Source organism: Poseidonibacter sp., from assembly GCF_041821165.1.
In the GTDB taxonomy this organism is placed as follows: domain Bacteria; phylum Campylobacterota; class Campylobacteria; order Campylobacterales; family Arcobacteraceae; genus Poseidonibacter.
On the sequence record NZ_JBGUES010000001.1, the window covers coordinates 19,406 to 44,889 of the forward strand.

General features: G+C 27.1%; 24 protein-coding genes. 20 read left to right on the top strand and 4 right to left on the bottom strand.

Annotation, left to right across the window (positions count from 1 at the left end):
• Positions 1-39: 39 nt before the first annotated feature.
• The 4 genes from trxA (at position 40) to ACERKK_RS00095 (ending at position 4,811) form a co-directional block, all read left to right on the top strand.
• Positions 40-357 carry a thioredoxin gene (gene trxA, locus ACERKK_RS00080; RefSeq protein WP_373771021.1) on the top strand — a complete coding sequence of 106 codons (318 nt, stop codon included), beginning with the start codon at positions 40-42 and terminating at the stop codon, positions 355-357.
• A 141-nt stretch (positions 358-498) separates the two neighbouring features.
• Complete coding sequence (locus ACERKK_RS00085; protein WP_373771022.1) at positions 499-1,911, top strand: DASS family sodium-coupled anion symporter; 1,413 nt, start codon at positions 499-501, stop codon at positions 1,909-1,911.
• An 81-nt stretch (positions 1,912-1,992) separates the two neighbouring features.
• Positions 1,993-4,158 carry an ABC transporter substrate binding protein gene (locus tag ACERKK_RS00090; RefSeq protein ID WP_373771023.1) on the top strand — a complete coding sequence of 722 codons (2,166 nt, stop codon included), beginning with the start codon at positions 1,993-1,995 and terminating at the stop codon, positions 4,156-4,158.
• The gene (locus ACERKK_RS00095) at positions 4,155-4,811 is read left to right on the top strand and encodes a response regulator transcription factor (RefSeq protein ID WP_373771024.1); all 657 of its coding nucleotides are present in this window, start codon (positions 4,155-4,157) and stop codon (positions 4,809-4,811) included. The genes ACERKK_RS00090 and ACERKK_RS00095 overlap by 4 nt, the downstream gene beginning before the upstream one ends.
• Positions 4,812-4,828: 17 nt before the next feature.
• Here ACERKK_RS00095 and ACERKK_RS00100 read toward each other — a convergent pair whose 3' ends face one another.
• Complete coding sequence (locus ACERKK_RS00100; RefSeq protein WP_373771025.1) at positions 4,829-6,154, bottom strand: alanine/glycine:cation symporter family protein; 1,326 nt, start codon at positions 6,152-6,154, stop codon at positions 4,829-4,831.
• A gap of 201 nt (positions 6,155-6,355) precedes the next feature.
• Here ACERKK_RS00100 and trxB point away from each other — a divergent pair, with 201 nt between their 5' ends.
• The 4 genes from trxB (at position 6,356) to ACERKK_RS00120 (ending at position 10,488) form a co-directional block, all read left to right on the top strand.
• Entirely contained in the window at positions 6,356-7,285 is a 930-nt protein-coding gene (gene trxB, locus ACERKK_RS00105; RefSeq protein WP_373771026.1) for a thioredoxin-disulfide reductase, read from the top strand.
• A 15-nt stretch (positions 7,286-7,300) separates the two neighbouring features.
• Positions 7,301-8,074, top strand: coding sequence for a 4-hydroxy-tetrahydrodipicolinate reductase (gene dapB, locus ACERKK_RS00110; protein ID WP_373771027.1), 774 nt, complete (start codon positions 7,301-7,303; stop codon positions 8,072-8,074).
• A gap of 100 nt (positions 8,075-8,174) precedes the next feature.
• A complete protein-coding gene (gene purF, locus ACERKK_RS00115) occupies positions 8,175-9,524 on the top strand; it encodes an amidophosphoribosyltransferase (protein WP_373771028.1) in 1,350 nt (449 codons plus the stop codon).
• Position 9,525: 1 nt separating this feature from the next.
• A complete protein-coding gene (locus tag ACERKK_RS00120; protein WP_373771029.1) occupies positions 9,526-10,488 on the top strand; it encodes a TIGR01212 family radical SAM protein in 963 nt (320 codons plus the stop codon).
• Positions 10,489-10,517: 29 nt separating this feature from the next.
• On the opposite strand, the gene ACERKK_RS00125 is transcribed toward ACERKK_RS00120, so the two are convergent.
• Positions 10,518-12,041: a bifunctional GNAT family N-acetyltransferase/carbon-nitrogen hydrolase family protein gene (locus tag ACERKK_RS00125; RefSeq protein WP_373771030.1), complete on the bottom strand. Its 1,524-nt coding sequence runs from the start codon at positions 12,039-12,041 to the stop codon at positions 10,518-10,520.
• 47 nt (positions 12,042-12,088) lie between these two features.
• Positions 12,089-12,985 (bottom strand): LysR family transcriptional regulator, encoded by an 897-nt coding sequence (locus ACERKK_RS00130; RefSeq protein WP_373771031.1) that lies wholly within the window; start codon positions 12,983-12,985, stop codon positions 12,089-12,091.
• Between the two features lie 116 nt (positions 12,986-13,101).
• On the opposite strand from ACERKK_RS00130, the gene ACERKK_RS00135 reads away from it, so the two are divergent.
• The 4 genes from ACERKK_RS00135 to smpB are packed head-to-tail and all read left to right on the top strand — an operon-like array spanning position 13,102 to position 17,254.
• A complete protein-coding gene (locus tag ACERKK_RS00135) occupies positions 13,102-15,156 on the top strand; it encodes an ATP-dependent helicase (RefSeq protein ID WP_373771032.1) in 2,055 nt (684 codons plus the stop codon).
• Positions 15,157-15,178: 22 nt separating this feature from the next.
• Positions 15,179-16,030: a tRNA pseudouridine(55) synthase TruB gene (truB, locus tag ACERKK_RS00140; RefSeq protein WP_373771033.1), complete on the top strand. Its 852-nt coding sequence runs from the start codon at positions 15,179-15,181 to the stop codon at positions 16,028-16,030.
• Positions 16,027-16,791, top strand: coding sequence for a 4-(cytidine 5'-diphospho)-2-C-methyl-D-erythritol kinase (locus ACERKK_RS00145; protein WP_373771034.1), 765 nt, complete (start codon positions 16,027-16,029; stop codon positions 16,789-16,791). Before truB ends, ACERKK_RS00145 begins: the two co-directional genes overlap by 4 nt.
• On the top strand, positions 16,784-17,254 hold the full coding sequence (smpB, locus tag ACERKK_RS00150) for an SsrA-binding protein SmpB (protein ID WP_373771035.1): 471 nt from the start codon (positions 16,784-16,786) through the stop codon (positions 17,252-17,254). Before ACERKK_RS00145 ends, smpB begins: the two co-directional genes overlap by 8 nt.
• Here smpB and ACERKK_RS00155 read toward each other — a convergent pair.
• Positions 17,251-18,030 (bottom strand): TIGR04219 family outer membrane beta-barrel protein, encoded by a 780-nt coding sequence (locus tag ACERKK_RS00155; RefSeq protein ID WP_373771036.1) that lies wholly within the window; start codon positions 18,028-18,030, stop codon positions 17,251-17,253. The genes smpB and ACERKK_RS00155 overlap by 4 nt on opposite strands.
• A gap of 217 nt (positions 18,031-18,247) precedes the next feature.
• Between ACERKK_RS00155 and ccoN the strand changes: the two genes are divergently transcribed.
• The 8 genes from ccoN to ACERKK_RS00195 all read left to right on the top strand — a co-directional run bounded on the left by ccoN (position 18,248) and on the right by ACERKK_RS00195 (position 25,438).
• Positions 18,248-19,717, top strand: coding sequence for a cytochrome-c oxidase, cbb3-type subunit I (ccoN, locus tag ACERKK_RS00160; RefSeq protein WP_373771037.1), 1,470 nt, complete (start codon positions 18,248-18,250; stop codon positions 19,715-19,717).
• A 14-nt stretch (positions 19,718-19,731) separates the two neighbouring features.
• A complete protein-coding gene (ccoO, locus tag ACERKK_RS00165) occupies positions 19,732-20,415 on the top strand; it encodes a cytochrome-c oxidase, cbb3-type subunit II (protein WP_373771038.1) in 684 nt (227 codons plus the stop codon).
• Between the two features lie 11 nt (positions 20,416-20,426).
• Entirely contained in the window at positions 20,427-20,651 is a 225-nt protein-coding gene (locus ACERKK_RS00170) for a CcoQ/FixQ family Cbb3-type cytochrome c oxidase assembly chaperone (RefSeq protein WP_373771039.1), read from the top strand.
• A 1-nt stretch (position 20,652) separates the two neighbouring features.
• Entirely contained in the window at positions 20,653-21,540 is an 888-nt protein-coding gene (locus ACERKK_RS00175) for a c-type cytochrome (protein ID WP_373771040.1), read from the top strand.
• A 1-nt stretch (position 21,541) separates the two neighbouring features.
• The gene (locus tag ACERKK_RS00180; protein WP_373771041.1) at positions 21,542-21,784 is read left to right on the top strand and encodes a DUF4006 family protein; all 243 of its coding nucleotides are present in this window, start codon (positions 21,542-21,544) and stop codon (positions 21,782-21,784) included.
• A 103-nt stretch (positions 21,785-21,887) separates the two neighbouring features.
• Positions 21,888-22,517, top strand: a complete 630-nt coding sequence (locus ACERKK_RS00185; RefSeq protein ID WP_373771042.1) for a hypothetical protein — start codon at positions 21,888-21,890, stop codon at positions 22,515-22,517.
• A gap of 4 nt (positions 22,518-22,521) precedes the next feature.
• Positions 22,522-23,079 carry a hypothetical protein gene (locus tag ACERKK_RS00190; RefSeq protein WP_373771043.1) on the top strand — a complete coding sequence of 186 codons (558 nt, stop codon included), beginning with the start codon at positions 22,522-22,524 and terminating at the stop codon, positions 23,077-23,079.
• Complete coding sequence (locus tag ACERKK_RS00195) at positions 23,069-25,438, top strand: PD-(D/E)XK nuclease family protein (RefSeq protein ID WP_373771044.1); 2,370 nt, start codon at positions 23,069-23,071, stop codon at positions 25,436-25,438. The genes ACERKK_RS00190 and ACERKK_RS00195 overlap by 11 nt, the downstream gene beginning before the upstream one ends.
• The last annotated feature ends 46 nt before the right edge of the window (positions 25,439-25,484 follow it).

Consider the following 25,484-nt stretch of genomic DNA (forward strand, 5'->3'; position numbering starts at 1 on the left):
TACTTAAAATATAAAAACAATTAATAATAAGGAAATAAAATGGGAAAATATACTGAATTAACTCCAGCAAATTTTGAAGAAATTACTAGTAATGGTGTTTCTCTAGTTGACTTTTGGGCTCCATGGTGTGGACCTTGTAGAATGATTGCTCCTGTAATTGAAGAATTAGCAGAAGAATTCGAAGGTAAAGCTAATATCTGTAAAGTAAATACAGATGAAGAACAAGATTTAGCTGTTAAATATGGAATTAGATCAATTCCAACAATCATCTTTATGAAAGATGGTGAAATCGTTGATCAAATGGTTGGTGCTTCTTCTAAACAAGCATTTACTGATAAAATCAACTCATTATTATAATAAATACTATCAAATTATTTAAAAAGGGATAAGATTTAATCTTATCCCTTTTTTTTATGCCTAAATTTTCCTACAAATGTCATATTAAAGTCACTTTACTATTTTATTATTTCATTATAAAGATAAATGAAGGAGACTATCATGTTTCAAAACAACAAAATAAATATTTTGATTCCACTATTAGTTGGAATTATTGTGGCACTTTTGCCAACACCAGAAGGTTTAAGTGTTAATGCACAATACTTCTTTGCGCTATTTTTAACTGTAATTATTGCTTTAATTTTAGAGCCAATTCCAGCTGCACTTATTGGACTTACAGGTGTTGCATTTGCAGCAACTTTTGGTTTAGTAGGGGATACTGCAAAAGCAAGTAGAGATTGGGCATTAAGTGGATTCTCAAATGGAGTAATCTGGCTAATTTTTGCAGCATTTATGTTTGCACTTGGTTACAAAAAAAGTGGACTTGGAAAAAGAATCGCACTTTTATTAGTTAAATATCTTGGTAAAACATCACTTGGTTTAGGATATGCAGTAGCATTTGCTGATGGTGTATTATCACCATTTATGCCATCTAATACAGCAAGAAGTGCAGGGACAATTTTCCCAATTGCTATTAATATTCCACAAATGTTTAATTCAACTCCTGAAAATGAACCTAGAAAATTAGGTGGATATATTTCATGGGTAGCAATTGCAGCAACATGTGTTACAAGTTCAATGTTTTTAACAGCACTTGCACCTAACCTTTTAGCTGTATCATTAGTTGAAAAAAGTACAGGAATAGTTATAAACTGGGCACAATGGTTTAGTACATTAGGAATAGTAATGGTTCCATTATTTTTATTAGTTCCATTCTTAGCATATATTATTTACCCACCAGAACAAAAAAAATCTCCTGAAGCACCAGCTTGGGCAGCAAAAGAATTAAAAGAAATGGGACCTGTTTCTAAAAATGAATTGCTTATGTTAGGTCTTGGAATGCTTGCACTTGTAATGTGGATTTTTGGAAAAGAAATTGGTGTAAATGGTACAATAGCTGCAATTTTTGTATTATCATTATTAGTTTTAACAAATGTTATTTCATGGGAAGATGTTATTACAAATAAAGCTGCTATAAATGTATTTATTTGGTTTGCAACTTTAGTAGCAATGGCAAGTGGACTTAAACAAGTTGGATATTTAAAATGGGCAGCAGGATTAATCGCAGGAAGTTTATCAGGATTTGAACCTACTATGATTGTAATAGTTCTAGTTGTTTTATTTTTCTTATTTCACTATTTATTTGCAAGTGTTACAGCACATACAGTTGCACTTTTACCACTATTTTTAGGGGTTGCTGTTAATTTATTACCAGCTGAAATGATTCAACCATTATCTTTATTACTTGTAGGTTCATTAGGACTTATGGGAATAATTACACCATATGCAACAGGACCATCTCCTATTTGGTATGGAGCAGGTTATATCTCTCAAGCTACATGGTGGAAACTTGGAGCAATATTTGGAGCTATTTATTTAGGTGCATTAGTTTTATTAGGATTTATTATCTTATAAGACAATATTTTAAAAGTGCTAGTTTAAATACTAGTGCTTTTTTAATTTTTAAACTTAGTAATAATTGACTATAATTCAATTATGAAAAAACTACTTTTACTTTTAATTCTTTTTAATTCTTATCTTTTTGCAAATAAATCAATTTTAATTATTAATTCATATCATAAAGGTTATGAATGGAGTGATAAAATTATTCAAGGAATTGAAAAAGAATTTTACTCTTATGATGATATAGATACAAGTACTTTATATATGGATTCAAAAAGAGTTACTTCTAATGAATATATTTTAAATCTTGAAAACTTATATAAAATACAATTAAAAAATAGAAAATATGACTTAATAATTGTAATTGATAGATTTGCATATGATTTTGTTTTAAAGTCATATAAAAATCTTTTTACAAATGAACCTATTTTAGCACTTGGTCTGGAGAACTTTTCACGTAAAAATTTACAAAAATATAACTTAGAAGATAAAGTCTCAGTATTATTAGAAAAACGAGACTTAAAAGGAAATACAAAAGTAATACAAACACTTATTCCTTCAATAAAAAAGTTATATATTATAAATGATAAAAGTACAAATGCAGAACATACAGAACCATTAATAAAAGAGTTTCTTGATAATTTTAAAGGTAAATACAAACTTATTTATTTAAAAGAGAATAACTTAGAGGATTTAAGTAAAAAGTTTGAAAAATTTGAAGAAAATACTGCTGCTTTATTTATTCGATTCTATAAAGACTCAAATGGAAAATTATATAAAAATAACACTATTTCAAAATTTATTCAAAACTCAAAAATACCTATTTTTGTTACAGACTCAATGTTTATAAAAAAAGGTGCTATTGGTGGTCGTATTATTGATTTAAGTATATTTGGTAAAACTTCTGGACAAATGGCATTAGATATTTTAGAAAATAATAAAACAAATATAAAAGTATTTGATGAGCTATATTATGTATTTGATGCTTTAAAATTAGATCAATTTACACTTGCTGTTAATCAGCTAAATGATTCTTATAAGATTGTAAATAAAAGAGTTACATTTTATGATAAAAATAGAGGATTTATAAATTTTGTATTTACAATATCTCCTATTTTAATTCTTCTTATAATTGGTTTATTTCATAATATCTATCTTAGAAAAAATACTGAAAAAAAATTAAGACAAAGAATAGAGTTTGATTCTGTTTTATTAAATGCAATTGAAAGTCCAATATTTTGGCAAGATGATAAAGGTAAAATAATTGATTCAAATGTTAAATTCTGTAATTTTTTAGAACTACCTAGTTCTAAAATTTATGGAAAATCCTTAATTCAATTAGAAAATAAAAATGCAGATATAATTTCTGATATTTTAGAGAAATATAAAAAAGACAAAGATAAAAACAATAGGTTTAAATATAAAATATCAAATGATAAAAAAAAGATATATTTTATAAAACAAGCATCATATTGTGATAGTAAAACTAAGATTATGGGTACAGTTACAATTTTTACTGATATTACAAAAGAGATTGAAAATGAAAAAGATAATGAAAAAAATCAACAATTTATAATACAACAATCAAAATTAGCAGAAATAGGAGAAATTTTCTCATCAATTGCTCATCAATGGAAGTCGCCATTAGTTGAAATTACTACAATAGCACAAGAGAGTTTTTATAATTCAAATACAGATGTTTTAGAAAACCAATCTTATGTAAAAGATATAATGACACAAGTGAATTATATGAATGATACTATAAATGATTTTCAAAGTTTTATAGTTCCTTCAAATAAAAAGAGCATTTTTAATGCCTATGATGCAATTAAATCAATGCTTGATATTGTTGAACATAATATTAAATATAACTATATTAGCATAAACATCGATGTAAAAGAAGATACAAATTTAAATATTTGTGGATTTAGAAATGAGTTTATGCAATCAGTTTTAAATATTATTAATAATGCAAAAGATGAATTGTTAAATAATGATTATAAAAATAGAAAAATTGATATGTTTTTTTATAATAAAAATAATAAATTAATAATAAAGATAAATGATAATGCAGGTGGAATAAAACAAAAAAATATTAAAAAAATATTTAAAGTTTATTATTCTACAAAAAAAGATGGTCATGGAATTGGCTTATATATGGTAAAAATGATTATAGAAGATAAAATGAATGGAAAAATAAAAGTGCAAAACATAAAAGATGGCGCTTCTTTTACAATTGAATTAGAGAGTATAAAATGAAAATATTAGTATTAGAAGATAATGAAAGATTACTAAATCTAATGAAAAATTCTTTAGAAAAAGAGAACTATAAAGTTGATACTTTTACTAATGGCGAAGATGCACTAGAATCTTTAGAAAATGGATATTCATGTTTTATTTTAGATATAAATGTACCTAATATCGATGGACTTTCTTTACTAGAACTTTTAAGATTAAATCACAAAGAAACACCTGCAATTATAATCAGCTCAAATCATGATTTAGAGTTTATTCAAAAAGCTTATGAATTATCATGTGATGATTATATAAAAAAACCATTTTTTATTTTAGAGCTTATTGAAAAAGTAAAAAAACTATGTTTGATTCAAAAAAAATATCTAAAATTTGATGAAAACTATAAATATGATTTTAAAAATCATATTTTATATAAAGATCAAAAAGAGATTGAACTTACAAAAAAAGAGATTTTATTTTTAGAACTTTTTTCAAAGAACTTACATCATATCGCAACATACGACAAAATTATGGAATATGTATGGGAAGGCGAAGAATCAAATCTTACAAATATAAGAGCTATGATTAAAAGATTAAGAAAAAAAATACCAAGTGAATCAATTGTGAGTATAAAAGGTTTAGGTTATTCTTTAAATAAAGAGGTTGATTTAGTATAAAAGCTTATGCTTTTATACTATTTTGCTTTAAAATATCTATTTGTTTCTTCTGTAACGATTTTAGATAATAATAATAGTCCAATTAAGTTTGGTATTGCCATTAAACCATTTGCTAAATCTGAAAAATTCCATACAAGTTTTAATTCAAGCATTGCTCCAACTAAAACAAAACTTACAAATATAACTCTATAAATACTAATAGATTTTTCTCCAAAAATATATTCAAAGGCTTTTTCACCATAATATGACCAACCTAAGATTGTAGAGTATCCAAAAAGAATAGTTGCTAAAATTACAACAAATGAACCATAACCGCCTAAGAAATATTCAAAACTTTTTAGTGTTAAATCACCAGCACTTGCGCCTGTTGTCCATATAGGTGCCATCAGTATAATTAATGCTGTCATAGTACAAACAACTAAAGTATCAATAAATGTTTGTGTCATAGAAACAAGTGCTTGTTTTACAGGATCACTTGTCTTTGCAGCTGCTGCTGCAATTGGAGCTGAACCTAGACCTGATTCATTTGAAAATACACCTCTTGCAATTCCATATCTAATAGCAGCAGCAACAGCAGCTCCTGCAAATCCACCACCAGCAGCAATTGGATTAAAAGCATGATAGAAAATTAGGCCAAATGCATCAGAAATTTTATCAGCATTTGTAGCTAAAATTATAATAGCAGTTGTTAAATAAATTGCAATCATAAATGGAATTAAAATTGATGTTGTTTTTCCAATTGATTTAATCCCACCTAAAATTACAAAAGAAGTAATTGTTAAAAGTACAATTCCTGTTATCCATGATGGTGTATCAAATTGAGAAGTCAAAGCAGTTGCAATAGCATTTGATTGTGTCATATTTCCAATTCCAAATGAAGCTAAAACAGTAAAAGCAGCAAAGGCTAAACCAAGTTTAGGCATATTTGCACCTTTTGCAAGGTAGTACATAGGTCCACCTTTGTAACCATTTATCCCTTTTTCTCTGTATTTTACAGCTAAAATAGCTTCTGAATATTTAGTTGCCATTCCAACTAAACCAGTAACCCACATCCAAAATACAGCTCCTGGTCCTCCAAATGTAATCGCAGTTGCAACTCCAACAATATTACCAATACCAACAGTTGCAGCAAGCGCTGTCATTAGTGCTTGAAAGTTTGTAATATCACCTTTTGCATCTTTTTCTTTTGTAAAAATCAATTTAAAAGCATGACCTAATGCCCAAAATTGCATTCCTTTTAATTTAATTGTTAGGTATAAACCAGTTCCTACAAGTAAAATTAACATAGGAACTCCCCATACTAATGATGAGATTTGAGAAATAATTTTTTCTAATTCTTGCATATATGTCCTTTAAGTAGTGAGATAATAGCAAAATAGTCATGAATAAGTTATTAAAATAAATAAGAATAATTTTTATTTTATTGATAAAAATTATCATAAAAATATTAATATTAATTAACCTATAACTTACATATATTTTAGTATTATTATGACTTTAATAAATACTATAAATTATAATTTCACAAATAGAAGGAATCTTATATGTTAGACTTAGCGATTATTGGTGGTGGACCTGCTGGATTAACAGCTGGACTTTATGCTACAAGAGGTGGCTTAAACAATGTAACAATGTTTGAAATGGGAATGCCAGGAGGACAAATTACAGGTTCATCTGAAATAGAAAACTACCCAGGCCAAGCTGAAGTTGTTTCAGGTATGGATTTAATGCAAAACTGGCCTGAGCAATGTCAAAGATTTGGATTAAAACATGAAATGAACCAAGTTTCTAATGTTAAGAAAGTTGGAGATATTTTTGAGTTAACTACTGTTGATGGTAAAACTCAAGAGGCAAAAACAGTTTTAATGGCAACAGGTTCAGTTCCAAGACGTGCTGGATTTAAAGGTGAAGATGAGTTCTTTGGAAGAGGAATTTCTACTTGTGCTACTTGTGATGGTTTTTTCTATAAAGGAAAAGAAGTTGCAGTTGTAGGTGGTGGAGATTCTGCTTTAGAAGAAGCAGTTTACTTATCAAAATTATGTTCTAAAGTATATTTAGTTCATAGAAGAGATACATATAGAGCAGCTCCTTCAACAATTGAACATATGAAAGCAGCTTCAAATATTGAAGAAGTTACAAATGTTGATGTTGAAGAAGTATTTGGTGATATGTCTGGTGTTTTAGGTTTAAAAGTTAAATCTAAACTAACAGGTGAAATTAGAGATTTACCAACTCCAGGTGTATTTGTATTTGTTGGTAGAAATGTATTAAATGAACCAATTAAACAAGAAGATGGATCATTTTTATGTGATGTTAATGATGCTGGTGAAGTTATTGTTAATTTAAAAATGCAAACATCAGTACCAGGATTATATGCAGCAGGTGATATTAGAATTGATGCAGCAAAACAAGTAGTTTGTGCAGCAGCAGATGGTGCGACAGCTGCTGTAAATATAATTGAGTATATAGGATAAAAGGAAGTTATTTAAATGATTAATGTAGGTATTTTAGGAAGTACAGGAAGAGTAGGTTCATTACTAATTGATGATTTACAAGTTGATGAAAATGCAAATTTATCAGCAGTTCATGTTTTTAGTAAATTAACAAGAACTTTACCTGAAGATACAGTTGTTACAAATGATATGGCAGTATTATTTGAATCATCTGATGTAATTATAGATTTTTCTGCACCAGAAGGAACAGAAGCTTTACTTACAGAAGTAGTTGAAAATGGTGCAAGAAAACCACTTGTTATTGCAACAACTGGATTTAATAAGCACCAACAAAACTTATTACTTCAAGCAAGTCAACTAGTACCAGTATTATATGCTACAAATATGAGTTTAGGTGTTGCAGTTTTAAATAAACTTGTAGCACTTGCTTCTAAAACATTAAGAGATTTTGATATTGAAATTGTTGAGCAACATCATAAGCATAAAGTTGATTCTCCTTCTGGTACTGCTTTAACTTTAGCAGAACACGCTGCTAATGCTAGAGATTTAAATCTTGATGAAGTTAGAGTTTCAGGACGTGATGGACAAATTGGTGCTAGAACTAAAGATGAAATCGCAGTTATGGCATTAAGAGGTGGAGATATTGTAGGTCGACATACAGTTGGACTTTATAATGATGGTGAATTTTTAGAGTTAAATCATACTGCAACAGCAAGAAATACTTTTTCAAAAGGTGCTATTAAAGTTGCAAAATGGATTGTTGGTAAAGAAGCAAAATTATATTCAATTAATGATGCTTTAGGTCTTTAAAAATTAAATAATAAACAATAAAACAATAAAAAATAAAATAAACTAGAAGATAAAAAGATATTTACACTTTCACTTTTTCTTCTAACATAAGGTTAAATAAATGTGCGCAATAGTTGGAATTTATGGGAATGATAACGCTGCTAGATTAGCTTCTTTAGCTCTTTTCTCAATGCAACATAGAGGTCAAGAGGCAACTGGTATTTCTTCATCTTGTAATGGTAAGATTCATACAATCAAAAACAGAGGTTTAGTTTCAGAAGTTTTTAATGAAGATGCTTTAAAAATCTTACATGGTAATATGGCAATAGGTCATAATAGATATTCAACTGCGGGTGGGGATTCAATTTTAGATGCTCAACCTGTATTTGCTAAATATAAATTAGGTGAAATTTCTATTGTTCATAATGGAAACTTAATTAACAAAAGTGAAGTAAGAAAAGATTTAATTGACAAAGGTGCTATTTTTCAAACAGGAATGGACACTGAAAACTTAATTCATTTAATTGCAAAAAACACAAAAGATAGATTAAGAGATAGAATCAAAGAAGCCTTAGAAAAAACTATTGGTGCATATTGTTTTATTGTTCAATCAAGATCAAAACAATTTGTTATTAGAGATAGATATGGTATTAGACCACTATCTTTAGGAAAATTAAAATCAGGTGGTTATATTGTTGCATCTGAAACATGTGCATTTGATTTAGTAGATGCTACATTTATTAGAGATGTTAATCCAGGAGAAATGTTAATCTTTAGTGAAGATTATGAAGAACCAGAATCAATTCAATTATTTGAACCACAATTTAGACCTTGTGCTTTTGAATATGTATATTTTGCTAGACCTGATTCAGAAATTGATGGTAAAAATGTATATAGAACAAGAGAAAATATGGGTAGAGCTTTAGCTAAAAATGATGAAGAATCAGTAGTTAAATATGATATGGTTGTACCAGTTCCAGATTCAGGAGTTCCAGCTGCACTTGGTTATGCTGCACAAAGTGGAGTTCCATTTGAGTATGGAATTATTAGAAATCATTATGTTGGAAGAACATTTATTGAACCAACACAAGAGATGAGAAGTATGAAAGTTAAAATGAAACTTTCACCTATGAGATCTCTTATTGCTGGTAAATCATTATTGGTAATTGATGATTCTATTGTAAGAGGTACAACTTCTAAAAGAATCGTAAAAATGCTTAAAGATGCTGGGGCTAAAGAAGTTCACTTTAGAGTTGCTTCTCCTGAAATAAAATTCCCATGTTATTATGGTATTGATACACCAAATAAAGAAGAATTAATCTCAAATAATATGACAAAAGATGAAGTTTGTAAATATATAGAAGCTGATTCTTTAGAGTACTTATCTGTTGATGATTTAGTTAATGCAATTGGAAATGATAGAAATTATGCATTAGAAAGCTTTAATGGGGATTACTTCGTAAAAGAGTAAAATGAATGAATTAAAAAATGTTTTAACTATTGGTAGATATTTTAAAAATAAATTTGGTGAAAAAATTTATAAAGTTCCAATTTCAATATCTGGATTTACATGTCCAAATATTGATGGAACAGTAGCAAAGGGTGGTTGTTCTTTTTGTGAGAACGACTCTTTTTCTCCAAATTTACAAGAAAAGAAACCAAAATTTAAATTAAACCCAAGAGTAAATGAAAATCCATTTTTAGATAATCAATTAAAACAACTTGAACTACAATTTAATGCTACAAAACAAAGATTAGAAAATAAATTTGGAACACAAAAGTTTATAGTTTATTTTCAATCTTTTACTAACACTTATGCACCATTTGCAACACTAAAAGCACTATATGAAAAAGCTTTAAGTTTTGATAATGTTATTGGTTTAAGTATTGGTACAAGAACAGATTGTGTAACAGATGAAATTTTAGATTATTTAAAAGATTTATCAAAAGATAAAGAAATATGGATTGAATATGGTATCCAATCTTTTTATGATGAAACACTAGAAACTATAAATAGAGGTGATAGTGCTGAAAACATGAGATACTGGATAAAAAGAAGTAAGGAAAAAGGATTAAATGTTTGTGGACATTTAATTTATGGTTTACCAAATGAAACTCAAGAAATGATGCTTGAGACATTTAAACAAACTGTTGAATTAGAAGTTGACTCTATTAAATTTCATCCTTTATATGTTGTAAAAAACACACTACTTACAAATGAATTTAGAAAAGGAAGATTTACTCCTATTTCTGAAGAATTATATATTGATACAGTTGTAAAATCTATAAAAGATTTACCCAATAATATATCAATACAAAGAATTACTGCAGGAATCAATGATGATACTTTATTATCACCTGATTGGTGTAGAGATAAACATACTCAAATGAAAAATATAAGATTGGCTTTGGAAAAAGAGGGTCTTAATTATTAGTAAAAATATTAGGATAAATCCTAATATTTTTACTTCTTAAATTCTATTTCGTAAATATCAGTTCTTCTATCTTTTAAGTTTGTAACACTTCCTAAACTATGAAGTTCTTTTAATAATTCTAAATCAACATCAGCGACTAAAATCATTTCAGTATTTGGAGTTGATTCAGCTTTTATTCCATTTGGTGGGAAAGCAAAATCACATGGTGTAAATACAGCAGATTGAGCATATTGAATGTCCATATTTGCAACCTTAGGTAAATTTCCAACACAACCAGCAATTGCAACATAACATTCGTTTTCAACTGCTCTTGCTTGTGCGCAAATTTTTACTCTTGAGTAACCATTTTGTGTATCTGTTAAAAATGGTACAAATAAAATATCCATTCCTTCTTTTGCAAGAAGCCTTCCTAATTCTGGAAATTCACTATCATAACAAATTAAAACACCAATTTTTCCACAATCTGTATCAAATGTTTTTATTTCATTTGAGCCTTTTAAACCCCAAACTTTCTTTTCATCAGGAGTAACATGCATCTTAGAATATTTTTCTATTGAACCATCTCTTTTACAAACAAATCCAACATTATATAAGTCACCATCAACTAATTCAGGCATGCTTCCTGTAATAATATTGATATTATATGCTATTGCTAAACGAGAGAATTCATCTTTGAATTTTGGTGTAAATTTTGCTAACTCTCTTATTGCTTCTGCTTCTCCTAAGTGATTAAATGCAGCCATAAGAGGAGCATTGAAAAATTCAGGGAAAAGTGCAAAATCACTTCTATAATTTGATACAGCATCTACGAAAAATTCTGCTTGTTCTAAAACTTCATCTATATTTTTATATGGTCTAACTTGCCATTGAATTAATCCTAATCTAATAACAGTTTTTTGTGGCATTGGAACTTTTGAAGGTTTTGAATAATAGATATTATCCCATGCTAATAATGAAGCATATTCACAGCTATCAACATCACCTTCTAAATAGTTTTTTAGAATTCTTTTTACATAAAAATCATTTGATAATTGAAAGTTAAGAACAGGGTCATAAATTTCTCTTTCTCTTACTTTTGAAATATACTCTTTAGGAGATAATTTGTCAGAATACTCTTTGTAATTTGGTAATCTTCCACCAAAAAGTATTCCTTTTAGATTTAACTCTTCACAAAGTTCTTGTCTAAACTCATAAAGTCTTCTACCAAGTCTAAGACCTCTAAATTTTTTACTAACAAAAACATCAACACCATAAAGTGTATCACCATTATCATCATGCGTATCAAAACTATAATTGCCTGTGATTTCTTTATAAGTATGAGAATCATCAAATTTATTATAATCAACTACTATACTTAAAGCAAAACCTGCAAGTTCTCCATCTATTTTGATTCCAACTTGACCCTTTGGGAATTTTTTTAATAAAGTTGAAAACTCTTTTAAACTCCAACTTGAATCATCTAAATTCTTATACTCATCATTCATTAATATTTCTATATTTTTATGATCTTCAATTTTCAGATAAATCAGTTCTATTTTGTCTATATTATCCATTTAACACCTTTATATTTGTATGTGTTTGTAAGTTGATTTATAAATGATTATTTAACTTTTAATAGATAGTCAACTACATTATTTATAAAGACATCATTTTTCTTCTCTTTTCTATATGCAATATATAGTTTTCTTATCATTTTTTGATTATTGATTCTTGATTCAAATAATGCACCTGATTTTAATAATGATTCAATTGCATTTTTTGATACAACTGAAACTGTTGGAGTTAATTTTTTATCAGAATGCAATACCGTTTGTACAATTGTAGTAGCACTTGTAACCTCACTTGTAACATCAAAAGTATCACAATCAGGGAAATTAGCTTTTTCAAGATTTTCTTTAAATATTTGTCTAGTATTAGAATCAGGATTTCTACAAACCCACTTATAAGATAATAAATCTTCTGCTGTAGCTTTTTTTGGAAGTCTTTGATTTGAGAATATTACTATTTCATCTTCCATCCATTCTTTATAAATAATATCTTCATTAGCAACATAATTTTCAACTAAAGCAATATCTATTTTTTTATCTAATAAATCTTCAATAGCTTCATGGGAAACCGAAACATTTATTGATACATCATTATGTAAATCATCTTTTAGATTATTTAGAAATCTTGGCAAAATATAATTACCAATAATAAATGATGCTCCAAATATAAAAGATACATCTTTATTCATTATTTTTAGTACTTCTTTTTCTGCATTTGATACACATTTTTCTAACTTTAAAGCAATTGCATAAAGCATTTGCCCCTCTTTAGTTAGTTTAATACCATTCTTTTTTCTATCAACTACTTGTACTTCTAAATAATCTTCAATAAACTTAATTTGTTGAGTAACTGCTGGTTGAGAAATACCCAGTTTTGCTGAAGCTTTGGAAAATGACTTCTCTCTAACAACTGTAAGAAAAGTTGTTATTTTTGCAAAATCTGTTAGCATTTTTACCTCCATAAAATAATTTATAATTATCATAACATTTATTTATATATAGAATAATTAAGAAGAATAATGGATTTATTTTATATATGTTATAATTATATATTAACGGAGAAAAAATGTCTGAAAATCTACTATCATCACTTAATGATTCACAAAAAATCGCAGCCCAACATATTGATGGCTCACTACTTATATTAGCAGGAGCAGGTTCTGGGAAAACGAAAACAATAACAACTAGACTTGCGTATTTAATTTCAATTGGGATTGATCCAGCATCAATTTTAACTTTGACTTTTACAAATAAAGCAGCATCTGAAATGAGAGAACGAGCTTTCTCAATGATTGATCCATCACATATAAATACACCGCCATTATTATGTACTTTTCATAAATTTGGATTATTATTTTTAAAGTTTTATATGACTGAATTAGGAAGAAAAAACAATTTTATTATTATAGATACAGATGATAAAAAAAGAATTTTAAAGTCAATTGATAAAGAGATTACAACATCATTAGTTGCAGCAGAAATTTCTAAATACAAAAATACATTAATAACTCCAAGTGAAGCTAAATCAGCAGCACAATTAAAACTTTACAAAGATATTGCAGATATTTATGAAAAATATGAAGATTATATTGCAAAAAATAATCTAGTAGATTTTGATGACTTATTACTTCTTCCATATAAAATTTTAAAAAACAATGAAGAATTAGCAAAAGAAACAAGTAAAAGATACCAATATATTATGGTAGATGAGTATCAAGATACAAATGAATTACAATATAGACTATTAAGAATGTTATGTACAACTCATGATAATCTTTGTGTGGTTGGGGATGATGACCAATCAATTTATGGTTGGCGTGGTGCAACTATTAAAAATATATTAAATTTTTCTGAGCATTTTGAAGATACAACTGTTGTAAAACTTGAAGAAAACTATAGATCAACTGATACTATCTTAAATCATGCAAATCAATTAATTGAACATAACAGAGATAGATTAGGAAAAAAACTAGTAGGTACAAGATCAAAAGGTGATTCAATAAAAGTCTATGAATCACATGATGAAAATGAAGAAACAAGAAAAATTGTTGATGATATAAAGAACTTATTAGATGCAGGTAAATCAGCAAAAGATATTGCAATTTTATTTAGAGTAAATGCCTTATCAAGATCTTTAGAAGAGGGTTTTAATAAAGCAGGTTTAAACTATAAACTTGTTGGTGGTATGAAGTTCTACGAAAGAGCAGAGATTAAAGATTTAATTGCTTATTTTAGAATTTTAACAAATGCAAGTGATAACTTTTCATTAAAAAGAGTAATCAATAAACCAAAACGTGGAATTGGTAAAACAACAATTGATAAGCTAGAAGCTAAATCACAAGAAACAAAAAAGCCAATTTTTGATTTAATACAAGAATTAACACCAGAAGAATTAACAGCAATTGTAGGTAAAAAGAACTCAAGAACTCTAAAAGTATTTGAAGCCACTATTATTGATTTAAGAGAAATAATTGATGAATCTAAGATGAAGTTTTTAGACTCTTTTGAAGAATCATTTGATTATAGAGCTTCTTATGATAATGTTCCTGATGGTTTTGAAAGACAAGCTAACGTTGATGAATTTTATGGTTATATAAGAGATTACTTTATTCAACATCCTCATTTAGAATTAAAAGATTTTTTAAATGATATTGCACTTGAAAGTGAAAATAGTGAATATAATAATGAAGCTATTTCTATGATGAGTATTCATGCTTCAAAAGGTTTAGAGTTTAAAAATGTATTTATTATTGGTTTAGAAGAAGGCTTTTTCCCAATTACAGGAGATGGAGCTGATACAGAAGAAGAAAGAAGATTAGGTTATGTAGCAATTACAAGAGCTATGGATAATCTTACTTTATCTTTTGTTCATTCAAGATTTTATAAGGGAAAAAGAACACAATTAAAAAGAAGTAGATTTTTAAGTGAATCAGGTCTTATAAAAGGGTGTTTAACAATTGAAAAAACATCATCTTATAAAAAAGGTGACCTAGTTCAACATAAAATTTTTGGAATGGGTAGAGTACAAAAAAGTGCTAAAGCTGGTAAAGATTATAAATTAACTATAAACTTTGGTGGAACAGTTCGAGATATTTTATCTTCATTTGTAGAAAAAATATAATATTAAAAAAAGTGAAATAAAATTGCAAAAAAGATTATACGATAAAGAATCATTAAATAAATTAATAGTAGTAAATAAACCAATATATATGAGTTCAAACTCTTATTTAAATAGAATAAAAAGAAAATATAAAAATAAAAAAGCAGGTTTTTCGGGTACATTAGATCCTTTTGCAAAGGGATGTTTAATTGTTGCCTTTGGACAATATTCTAAACTTTTCAAATATCTTAAAAAAACACCAAAAACATATAAAGCTGTTCTTTGGTTAGGTGCAACTTCTGAATCATTAGATTTAGAAAATATTATAGATGTACAAGAAGCAAAAAGATTAGATATAAATGATATAAAAAAACAAATTGATTCTTTAGTAGGTGATATAACATATACTCCTCCAAAGTTTTCTGCTAAAAAAATTGATGGAAAAAGAGCTTATGATTTAGCAAGAGAAGGTAAAGAAGTAAAAATGAAAGAATCAACTATGAGTATTACTAATACTAAGTTTATTTCATATTCACATCCTTTTATTACTTTTGAATCAACGGTAAGTGAAGGTTCATATATAAGAAGTTTAGGTCAAATTTTGGCAAAAAAACTTGATAGTATTGGAACTTTATCTTATTTAGAAAGAATAAATGAAGGTGAATTTTTTTATGAAAATGAAAAAGATTTAAACCCTTTAGATTATTTAGATTTAGATAAAAATATTTATACAGGTACAAAAGAGTGGCTATTTGATGGTAAAAAGATTTCAATTGATTATTTAGAAAAAAAAGAGAATGGCTCATATATAATTGAGTTTGATGATTTTTTTAGTATCATTGAGATAAATGAAAATGAAGTTTCATATTTGTTAAATAAGGTAAAACTAGGATGATGAAAAAATCTTATGCAAAAGTTAATATTTTTTTAAAAATTGCAAATAAAAGGGATAATTATCATGAACTTGTATCAAGATTTGTAAGAGTTCATTCACTTTATGATTTAGTATCATTTGAAAAATCAAATAATACTAAGTTTAATATAATAGGTGATTTTGCTTGTAAACTAGAATCAAATACTGTATATAAAGCATATAAACTTTTAGAAAAATATGATAGCGTTAAGACTTTTTTTCAAAATCATGATGTTAAAATTGAAAAAAATATACCAGAATTTGCAGGTTTAGGTGGTGGTAGTTCTAATGCTGCTACTTTTTTAATTATGACTAATGAATATTGTAATTTAAATCTATCAAAAGATGAGTTATGTGAAATTGCTGTAAAAATTGGTGCAGATGTTCCATTTTTTGTATATGAATATGATAGTGCAAATGTTAGAGGTATTGGTGAAATTGTAGAGAAATTTGATGAAGAAATTTTAGATATACAAACTATTACTCCAAAAATTAAATGTGATACTGGTGAAATTTTTTCTATTTTTAGAAATAAATTTTATAAACAAATTCAAGATGATGAAGCTTTAAAACTATTAAATACAAAATCAATTGATATTTTAAATCAATTAGATATTTATACTGCAAATGATTTATATGAACCTGCAGTTAATGCATATTCACTATTAAAAGAGTATGAAAAAAAAGATTGGTATTTTAGTGGAAGTGGAAGTTCATTTTTTAAGGTAAACAATAATGGCTAAAAAAGAAGTAAAAAAGAATTTAGTATTTAAAAATAAAAAAGCATTTCATGATTTTACAATTTTAGATACTTATGAAGCAGGAATAGTTTTAGAAGGTAGTGAAGTAAAAGCTCTACGAGATGGTCGCGCAAATTTAAAAGATTCATTTATTAAAATAATAAAAGGTGAAGTTTTTTTATTTAATATGCATATTTCTCACTTAAGTACAGCTCATGCAACTTATAGACCTGATGAAAGACGTGAAAGAAAATTATTATTGCATAATAAAGAGATAGAAAAATTGTACTCAAAAGTAATGAAAGATGGAATAACAATTGTAGCTTTAAAAATGTATTTTAATGCAAAAAATATGGTAAAAGTACAAATTGCATCTGCATTAGGAAAGAAACTTCATGATAAAAGAGAAGATTTAAAAAAGAAAACTCAAGAGCGAGATATGAAAATCGCTCTTAAGAGTTTTTAGAATTTTGCTGATAATCCTAGCATCATTCCTTTATTAGTGATATTACCATTTACATCATCTGATAAATCTTTACTAATATCTAGTTTTTGAATTTTATATCCAACATCTAATCTAAAATCAATTAATGGTAAAGGTATTGGTAAATCAATACTTGCCATAATCATTGAATCACTTAATTCAGAACCATCATATGAAATCATTTTTGTTGAAGCACTAATAGTTGCAGGAATAAATGGTGGTTTTATTTGTGCAGCTAAATAACCCATTGGTACAATAAAATCTAAATCAACTGATTCTACTTTTGTACTATTTACATCTGAAAGTGTTATAGAACCATCATATTGTTTGATATTAATACCAAAATCAACATTTAAAATACCTGCTGATAGTATATTTAATCCAGGAACTCCCCAATATAAAATTAAATCATTTTGTGTTAAATCAATATCAGATTTAGTTGAACCAGAAAAAGTCTCATTACCAAATGTTACATTTGCAGTTTTTGTTGCATTTGTTTTTAACTCTTGTCTTTCAATTCTAATATTTGGAATAATTGGAACAAAATGATTTATGTCTGCATAAAAATATCCATTTGATGAATCATTTAATCCTAAATCATTTTCTAAGTTAATATCTCCTGCATCATAAGCGATTGTTCCAGAAGTTTTAGCCATCCAAGCTCCAGCTCCAACTTGTGCATCTAAAATAACACCAGCACTTGCATTTGTGCATAATAAACATGAAGCTGTTAGTGCAGAATAAAGAAGTTTTTTCATTTGTTTCCTTTTGTTTTTCGCATTATAGTATAAAATTTATTATTTGATGATAATACTGATTATTAAAAGCATAATTTTCTTCTATCTAATTATTATTTTTTAATAAAATTTGGCTTAATTTTTGCTAATATTAAGGCTTAACTTAGTGGGGTTTAGTTAAAATATTCGCCATAAGTGACGTTAGTGACTTGTATATAAAATTAGTAGGAGGAGATTGATGCAAAACGGTGCACAAATTGAGTACGATTACTCAGTTGCAAAAGCCTTTACATTTGCAACAATTTTGTTTGGTATCATTGGTATGACAGTTGGTGTTGTATTAGCGTTTCAATTAGCATTCCCTGAGTTAAATAATTTAGCCGGAGAATATGGTACATTCAGTAGATTAAGACCTTTACACACAAATGGTGTTGCTTTTGGTTTTGCTCTAAGTGGTATTTTTGCGGCATGGTATTATATTTCGCAAAGAGTTTTAAAAGTTTCTTTAAAAGAATCACCATTCTTGATGGGTATTGCAAAATTACATTTTGTACTTTATTTCATAACTATTCTTTTAGCAGTTGTAACTCTATTTATGGGTATTACAACATCTAAAGAGTATGCTGAATTAGAGTGGCCATTAGATATCTTAGTTGTACTTTGGTGGGTATTATGGGGTATTTCAATTTTTGGTTTAATTGGTATTAGAAGAGAAAGAACTTTATATATTTCTTTATGGTATTTCATAGCTACATTTATTTCTGTTGCAATGTTATATTTATTTAACAATATGGAAGTTCCTACATATTTTGCTTCAGGTGGATATGGTTCATGGATTCATTCTGTTTCTATGTATTCAGGTACAAATGACGCACTAGTACAATGGTGGTATGGACACAATGCTGTTGCATTCGTATTCACAACTCCAATTATTGCTATGATTTATTATTTCTTACCAAAAGAATCAGGTCAAAATGTTTATTCATATAAACTTTCTATCCTAGCATTCTGGGGATTATTATTTGTTTATTTATGGGCTGGTGGACACCACCTTATTTATTCAACTGTTCCTGATTGGATGCAAACAATGGGTTCTGTAATGTCAGTTGTATTAATTTTACCATCATGGGGATCAGCTATTAATATGCTTTTAACAATGAAGGGTGAATGGCAACAATTACAAACAAATACACTAATTAAATTTATGGTATTAGCTTCAACTTTCTATATGTTATCAACTATTGAAGGACCAATTCAAGCTATTAAATCTGTAAATGCTATTGCACACTTTACTGACTGGATTCCAGGACACGTACATGATGGTGTATTAGGATGGGTTGTATTTATGATTATGGCAGCATTATTCCATATGGTTCCAAGAATGTATAAAAGAGAAATTTACTCTAAGTCATTAATGGATACACAATTCTGGTTACAAACAACTGGTATTGTATTATACTTTACGTCAATGTGGATTGCAGGTATTACTCAAGGTATGATGTGGAGAGCGTATGATGATTACGGTTCTTTATTATATTCATTCATTGATACAGTAACTGTATTACAACCATATTACACAATTAGAGCAGTTGGTGGGTTAATGTACCTAATTGGATTCTTTATGTTCGCATATAATATTTATAAAACTATTAAATGTGGAAGAATACTTGATAAAGAACCAGCAAACGCTACACCAGTAGCTGCGTAAGAAAAGGAGAAAATATGTTTCATTGGTTTGAACAAAGACCGTTTTTCTTTGCGGTACTAGTATTCGTGTTTGTTGCATTTGCAGGTATTATAGAAGTTATTCCAGATTTTGCAAAACAATCTAGACCAACTGTAGGTACTAAGCCATATTCTGTTTTAGAATTAGCTGGTAGACAAGTTTATATCAAAGATTCGTGTAATGCTTGTCATTCACAATTAGTTAGACCATTTAAATCAGAAACTGATAGATATGGTATGTATTCATTATCTGGTGAGTACGCTTATGATAGACCATTCTTATGGGGATCAAAAAGAACTGGACCAGATTTAATGAGAGTTGGAAATTATAGAACTACAGATTGGCATGAGAATCATATGATGGATCCTGCTTCAGTTGTTCCTGGTACTGTAATGCCAGCATACCCTCATCATTTTACAAATATTGCTGATTTAGATACAGCATATGCAGAAGCTTATACAGTTAAAACTGTTTTTGCAACTCCATATGATCAAGATTTAGATGGTGATGGAAAAATTGATGTAGTTTTAGGTGATTATGAATCAGCTATGGCAAACGTACAAGAAGAAGCAAAAGCTATTGCTGCTGATATGAAAACTCAAGCGGTAAAAGATGCTGTTGCAAATGGTAAAATTCCTGAGATAGTTGCATTAATTGCATATTTAAATTCTTTAAAATAAGAGGTTATTAAATGAGTTACGAAACATTGTTAAACATTCAAGGTTATGCAAAGTTCTTTTTGATACTTGCAGTTTTTACTATATTCTATTCTTACGCTTACTCTATATATAAAAGAGATAAAAAAGGTGAGAGAGATTTTGAAAAGTATTCAAATCTTGTTCATGATGATTCAATTGTTTCAGCTCCCCTTGAAGATATAAGAAAAGATAAAGAAAAAGATAATAAGGAGAAATAGTATGAAATCTATGGTAGTAGGTGGAATTATTCTTATCATCGCTTTATTAGCAGGAACTTACTTAGCAGCAGGTGATGCTTTTATTGGTGATGATTACATTAATAGCCTAACAATGTTAGGTGCAGTAGCAATTATTACGATTAGTGTATTTGTAGTATTAAAATACGTTAATCAAATGAAAAATGATACAGCAAGTGGTGACTTAGCTGAGGAAAAATGGGATGGTATTGGTGAATATAAAAATCCAATCCCAACTGGATGGGCATTAGCATTTATTGGTTCAATTCTTTGGATGTTCTGGTATTTTACTATTGGTTATCCAATTAATGGATTCTCACAAATTGGTCAATGGAATGAAGAGACATTAGAATACAATGCAAAGTTTGAAAAGAAATGGGAAAACCCATCAACTGAAACATTAGAAGCAATGGGTCAATCTACATTCTTAGTTCAATGTTCACCTTGTCATGGTGTAACAGCTGAAGGTATTGAAGGTAAAGCACAAGATTTAACTAAAAGAATCGCTAAAGAACAAGTTGTTCATATTATTAATAATGGTTCAAATAGTTTAAAAACTGCATATCCTGGTGGAATGCCTGCTGGTATGGCATTTGGTGATGATGTAGATGTAGTTGCTGAATATGTTGCTGGTGGATTCCAAGGTGAACAACCTGCTGCGTATGCTGCTTGTGCTGGATGTCATGGTGCAGATGGTAAAGGTATGCCTTACGTTGCTCCAAACATTAGAGAGTATGATGATGCAATCGTATCAGCTGTGTTAAAAGACGGAAAAAAAGGTAATATTGGTATGATGCCAAGCTTTGATGGAAGACTTAATGAAACACAACAAAAAGCACTTGCTGCATACTTAAGAAGTTTAGGAGAGTAAGATGGCTGGAAATACACAAATGAACGAAAACGAAAGAGGTATATTTAAGCTACATGGTATCACAGGGATGTTAATAGCGGTAGTTTTATTACTATCGATTTTAGCATTTCTTGTTACTAATGCTTTAACAGTACAACAAAATGAAGCTAATAATTTTTACCAAATAAATCAAGATTTAAATGGATTAAAAATGAATAGCTCAGATAATCATAAACAGTACCAACTTGTTGGTCCTGGTAAATAAGGAGTAGGATATGGAAAAAATTATTGGTGTTTTACTTTTAGTAAGTGCTGTAATGACTGCTTATTATGGTTACTTTGATGCTGCAAAAGTATATGTTGGTTAAATGAAAACTTTTAACAATTTAAAAATAGGAGTGATTTTTTCACTTCTATTTTTTTTATCACAAAACTTATTTGCAAATGATTATATATTAAATGATGATGGTTTAATTGATCAAAGAGCAAAGGAAAAAATCAATCAAATTGGTGCTGAGACTAAATCTAAATTAGGTGTAAATGTATACCTTTATGTAAAGTCAAGTTTAAAACTAGCAAAAGATATAAAAACAAAAGAAAAGTATGACTATATTAGAAATTATGAAAATCAAATAGTTTCTACATTAGAAAAACCTTATGTTCTTATGACTATGGCTGTTGAAGATATACATGTGAATCTTTTATTTAGTAAAGATTTAGAAAAAGTTATCGATAAAGATGATATTTTAAATGGATATGTTGTTCCTTTATTAGCATCAAAAGATAAAAATACATTATTTGCAAAAGTAAGTGCGGCTACATTAAATGGATATGCAGCTATTGCTGATACTATTGCTCTTACAAAAAATATTAAACTGCAAAGCAGTATTGGAAACCAAGGAAAGATTTCAAGTACAATTTGGCGTGTATTAATGTACACATTAGTTGTAATTGGTTTATTAACTTATATTTATGCTGTAATGAGAAAAAGAAAGTAGAACTATGAAAAGAAATTATTGGCCATTACTATTTATTGGGATTTTTTCATTTACATTTGGAATGATTGTTTGGACTATTATGAGTGCTGTTAAAGTACCTGTTCATGAAGATCAAAGTTTTTTAAAAACATACCAAGATGTTGATATGAATTACAACAATATAATGACTTCAAACATGATATTTAAAAATAAATATCATTTAGAGTTTATTATAAATAATAAAAAATTAAATCTAACAACAAGTGATATAAAACTTTCTCAAAGAGTTTTAGAAAAAAAGACACATCATAAAAACTTATTAAAACTAGGTTCAAATAATTTAGTAGTTAATGTAATTGATAAAAATACACAAGAAAAGAGAAGTGTACAAATTGATTTAAGAGTTACTAAAAGTATTCAAAGTGATAGTGATATAAATCTAAAGCCTAATGATTTTAAAAATGAGTCAAATATGTATTTAACTAATTTTGATATCAAATATGAAAATAACTGGAATATAACAGGTACATTTACAGTAGGAAATGATGTAGGTTATATTTTTATAAAAACAAATGCAATTTAAACAAAAACTACTTATATTTCCAACTTCAAGAGCAATTCGTTCTTATATAACAAAGCAAAAAGAGATAAACACTCTTTTGCCTTTTGTTCTAACTATTGATGATTTTTTTAAAAAATCTATAATTTTAAAAGATAAAAAATATTGTGATGAAGAACAAAGATTTTTATTTTTAAAAGAGGCAATTAAAAATACAAATGTTAAAAAATTAGGTATTTCAGATAATTTTACAAAATTTTTAAAACAAAATGATTATATTTACAGATTCTTTTTAGAACTATCTAGTGAAAAAGTTGATATTGAAAGTATTAAAAGTATTGATACTTATGACTATTATATTGAACACTTAGAAATCTTACAAGAAATTAGAAAAAACTATTTACAAATATTAGATGAAAACTCTTATGTTGATAGAATAAATATATCACAGCATTATAAAATAAATAAAAATTTTTTAAAGAAATTTGAAAATATAGAATTAGTCTTTGAAGGTTACTTTACAAAAGTAGAATTTGATATGATAAATGATATTTCAAAAGAGATAAAACTAATAATAAATTTTTACTCAAATGAATATAATCAAAAATCGCTTGAAGTATTTAAAGATAGTTTAAATGAAGAAATTCAAATTGATTATAAGTATAAAATTGATTTATCTCAAAAAGAAATTATAAAAAAAGATAAAATTGAAAATAAATTAAACTCTTTAGAAATTAAAGGATTTAATTCAAGAATTAATCAAATCTCATATATAAAATCATCAATTGTAAAAAGTGTACAAAATGGCGTTAATCCATCAGATATAGCACTTGTATTACCTGATGAGAGTTTTGCTTCTGTAATACAGTTATTTGATAATGAGAAGTATTTTAACTACGCTATGGGACGAAGTATTAAGAATTATAAACTATACCAAGTTGCATTTGCAATAAACTCTTATTTAAATGAAGATGAAATTAAAAATAGTAAAAATATTGAGTTTTTAAATCTTGATAAAATGTATATTGATAAAAATATAAAAACTATTTGGAAAAAAATATCAACAAAAGAGAATTTTGATTTTATATGTGATTATATTAAATCATTTGAAGAGAATGAAGAAATATTAGAAAAATATGATGAAGTTATTTATAAATTAAAAATCTTACTTTTTTCACATGAAAATCATATTTTATTAAAAGATTTATATAAGATATTTTTACAAAAAATATCAAAAATAACTTTAGATGATGTAAATTCAGGAAAAATTACAGTTTTAGGATTGTTAGAAACTAGGTCAATTAATTTTGATACAGTTATTATTTGTGATTTTAATGAAAGTTTTATTCCAAAAAAATCTGTAAAAGATAAGTTCTTATCATCAAAAATAAAAAAATTATCAAACTTACCAACACAATTTGATAGAGAATCATTACAAAAGTATTATTATAAAAGATTAATAACATCATGTAAAAATGTATTTGTTTCTTATGTAAACTCTGATACAAATCAAATATCAAGATTTGCAAATGAACTTTTTGATAAACAAATAAGTACAGATATAAACGATAATTCATATAAGCATATTTTATATAATAATCATAATATCTCACATTTTGATGAAAAAATAGTAGACAAAATAGATTTAACCAAATTTGAATGGTCAGCAACTTCTTTTAAAATATATTTAGAGTGTAAAAGAAAATTTTATTTACAATATATTCTAAAAATTTATGAACATACAATTTCTTTAAAACCAAAAGGTTTTGAACTTGGAAGTATTATTCATACTATTTTAGAGAAGTTTTATAAAGAAAAACTATATTTAGAAAGTGATTCTACTTTTAAATTAGAAGAGTTATTTAATGAATATAGAAGTGAAAATCCTTTTTTAATTTTAGATTTAGAAATTTGGAAAAAAAAGATAAAAGAGTTTTTTGATTATGATTTAAAACGACTAGAAAATGCAAAAGTAATATCATGTGAACAGGCTTTTAATATTAGTTTTGAAGATATTAAAATAAAGGGAGTTATTGATAGAATTGATTTAGTTGGGGATTATTATGAAGTTATTGATTATAAGACTTCAAGTGCTTTAAAAGTTGATACATTAAAGAATTTTGATAAGTCAAAAGATTTTCAATTGGAATTTTATTATCTTGCTATGAGTGCTCTTTATAATACAGATAAAATCAATACTTATTATTATGATTTAAGTAATACATTATTAGTAGAAGAAATAGCTTTAGATAAAAAACTTGAGTTATTAGTAGAAAAGTTTAATGAATTAAAAGAAATATCAAAAAATGAAATATCTTTTGATAAGTGTGAAGAAAAATCTACTTGTATGTATTGTGCATATACAACTATTTGTAATAGATAAATTTAAAAAATATATAGAACCAAAGGCTCTATATATTTACTTATAT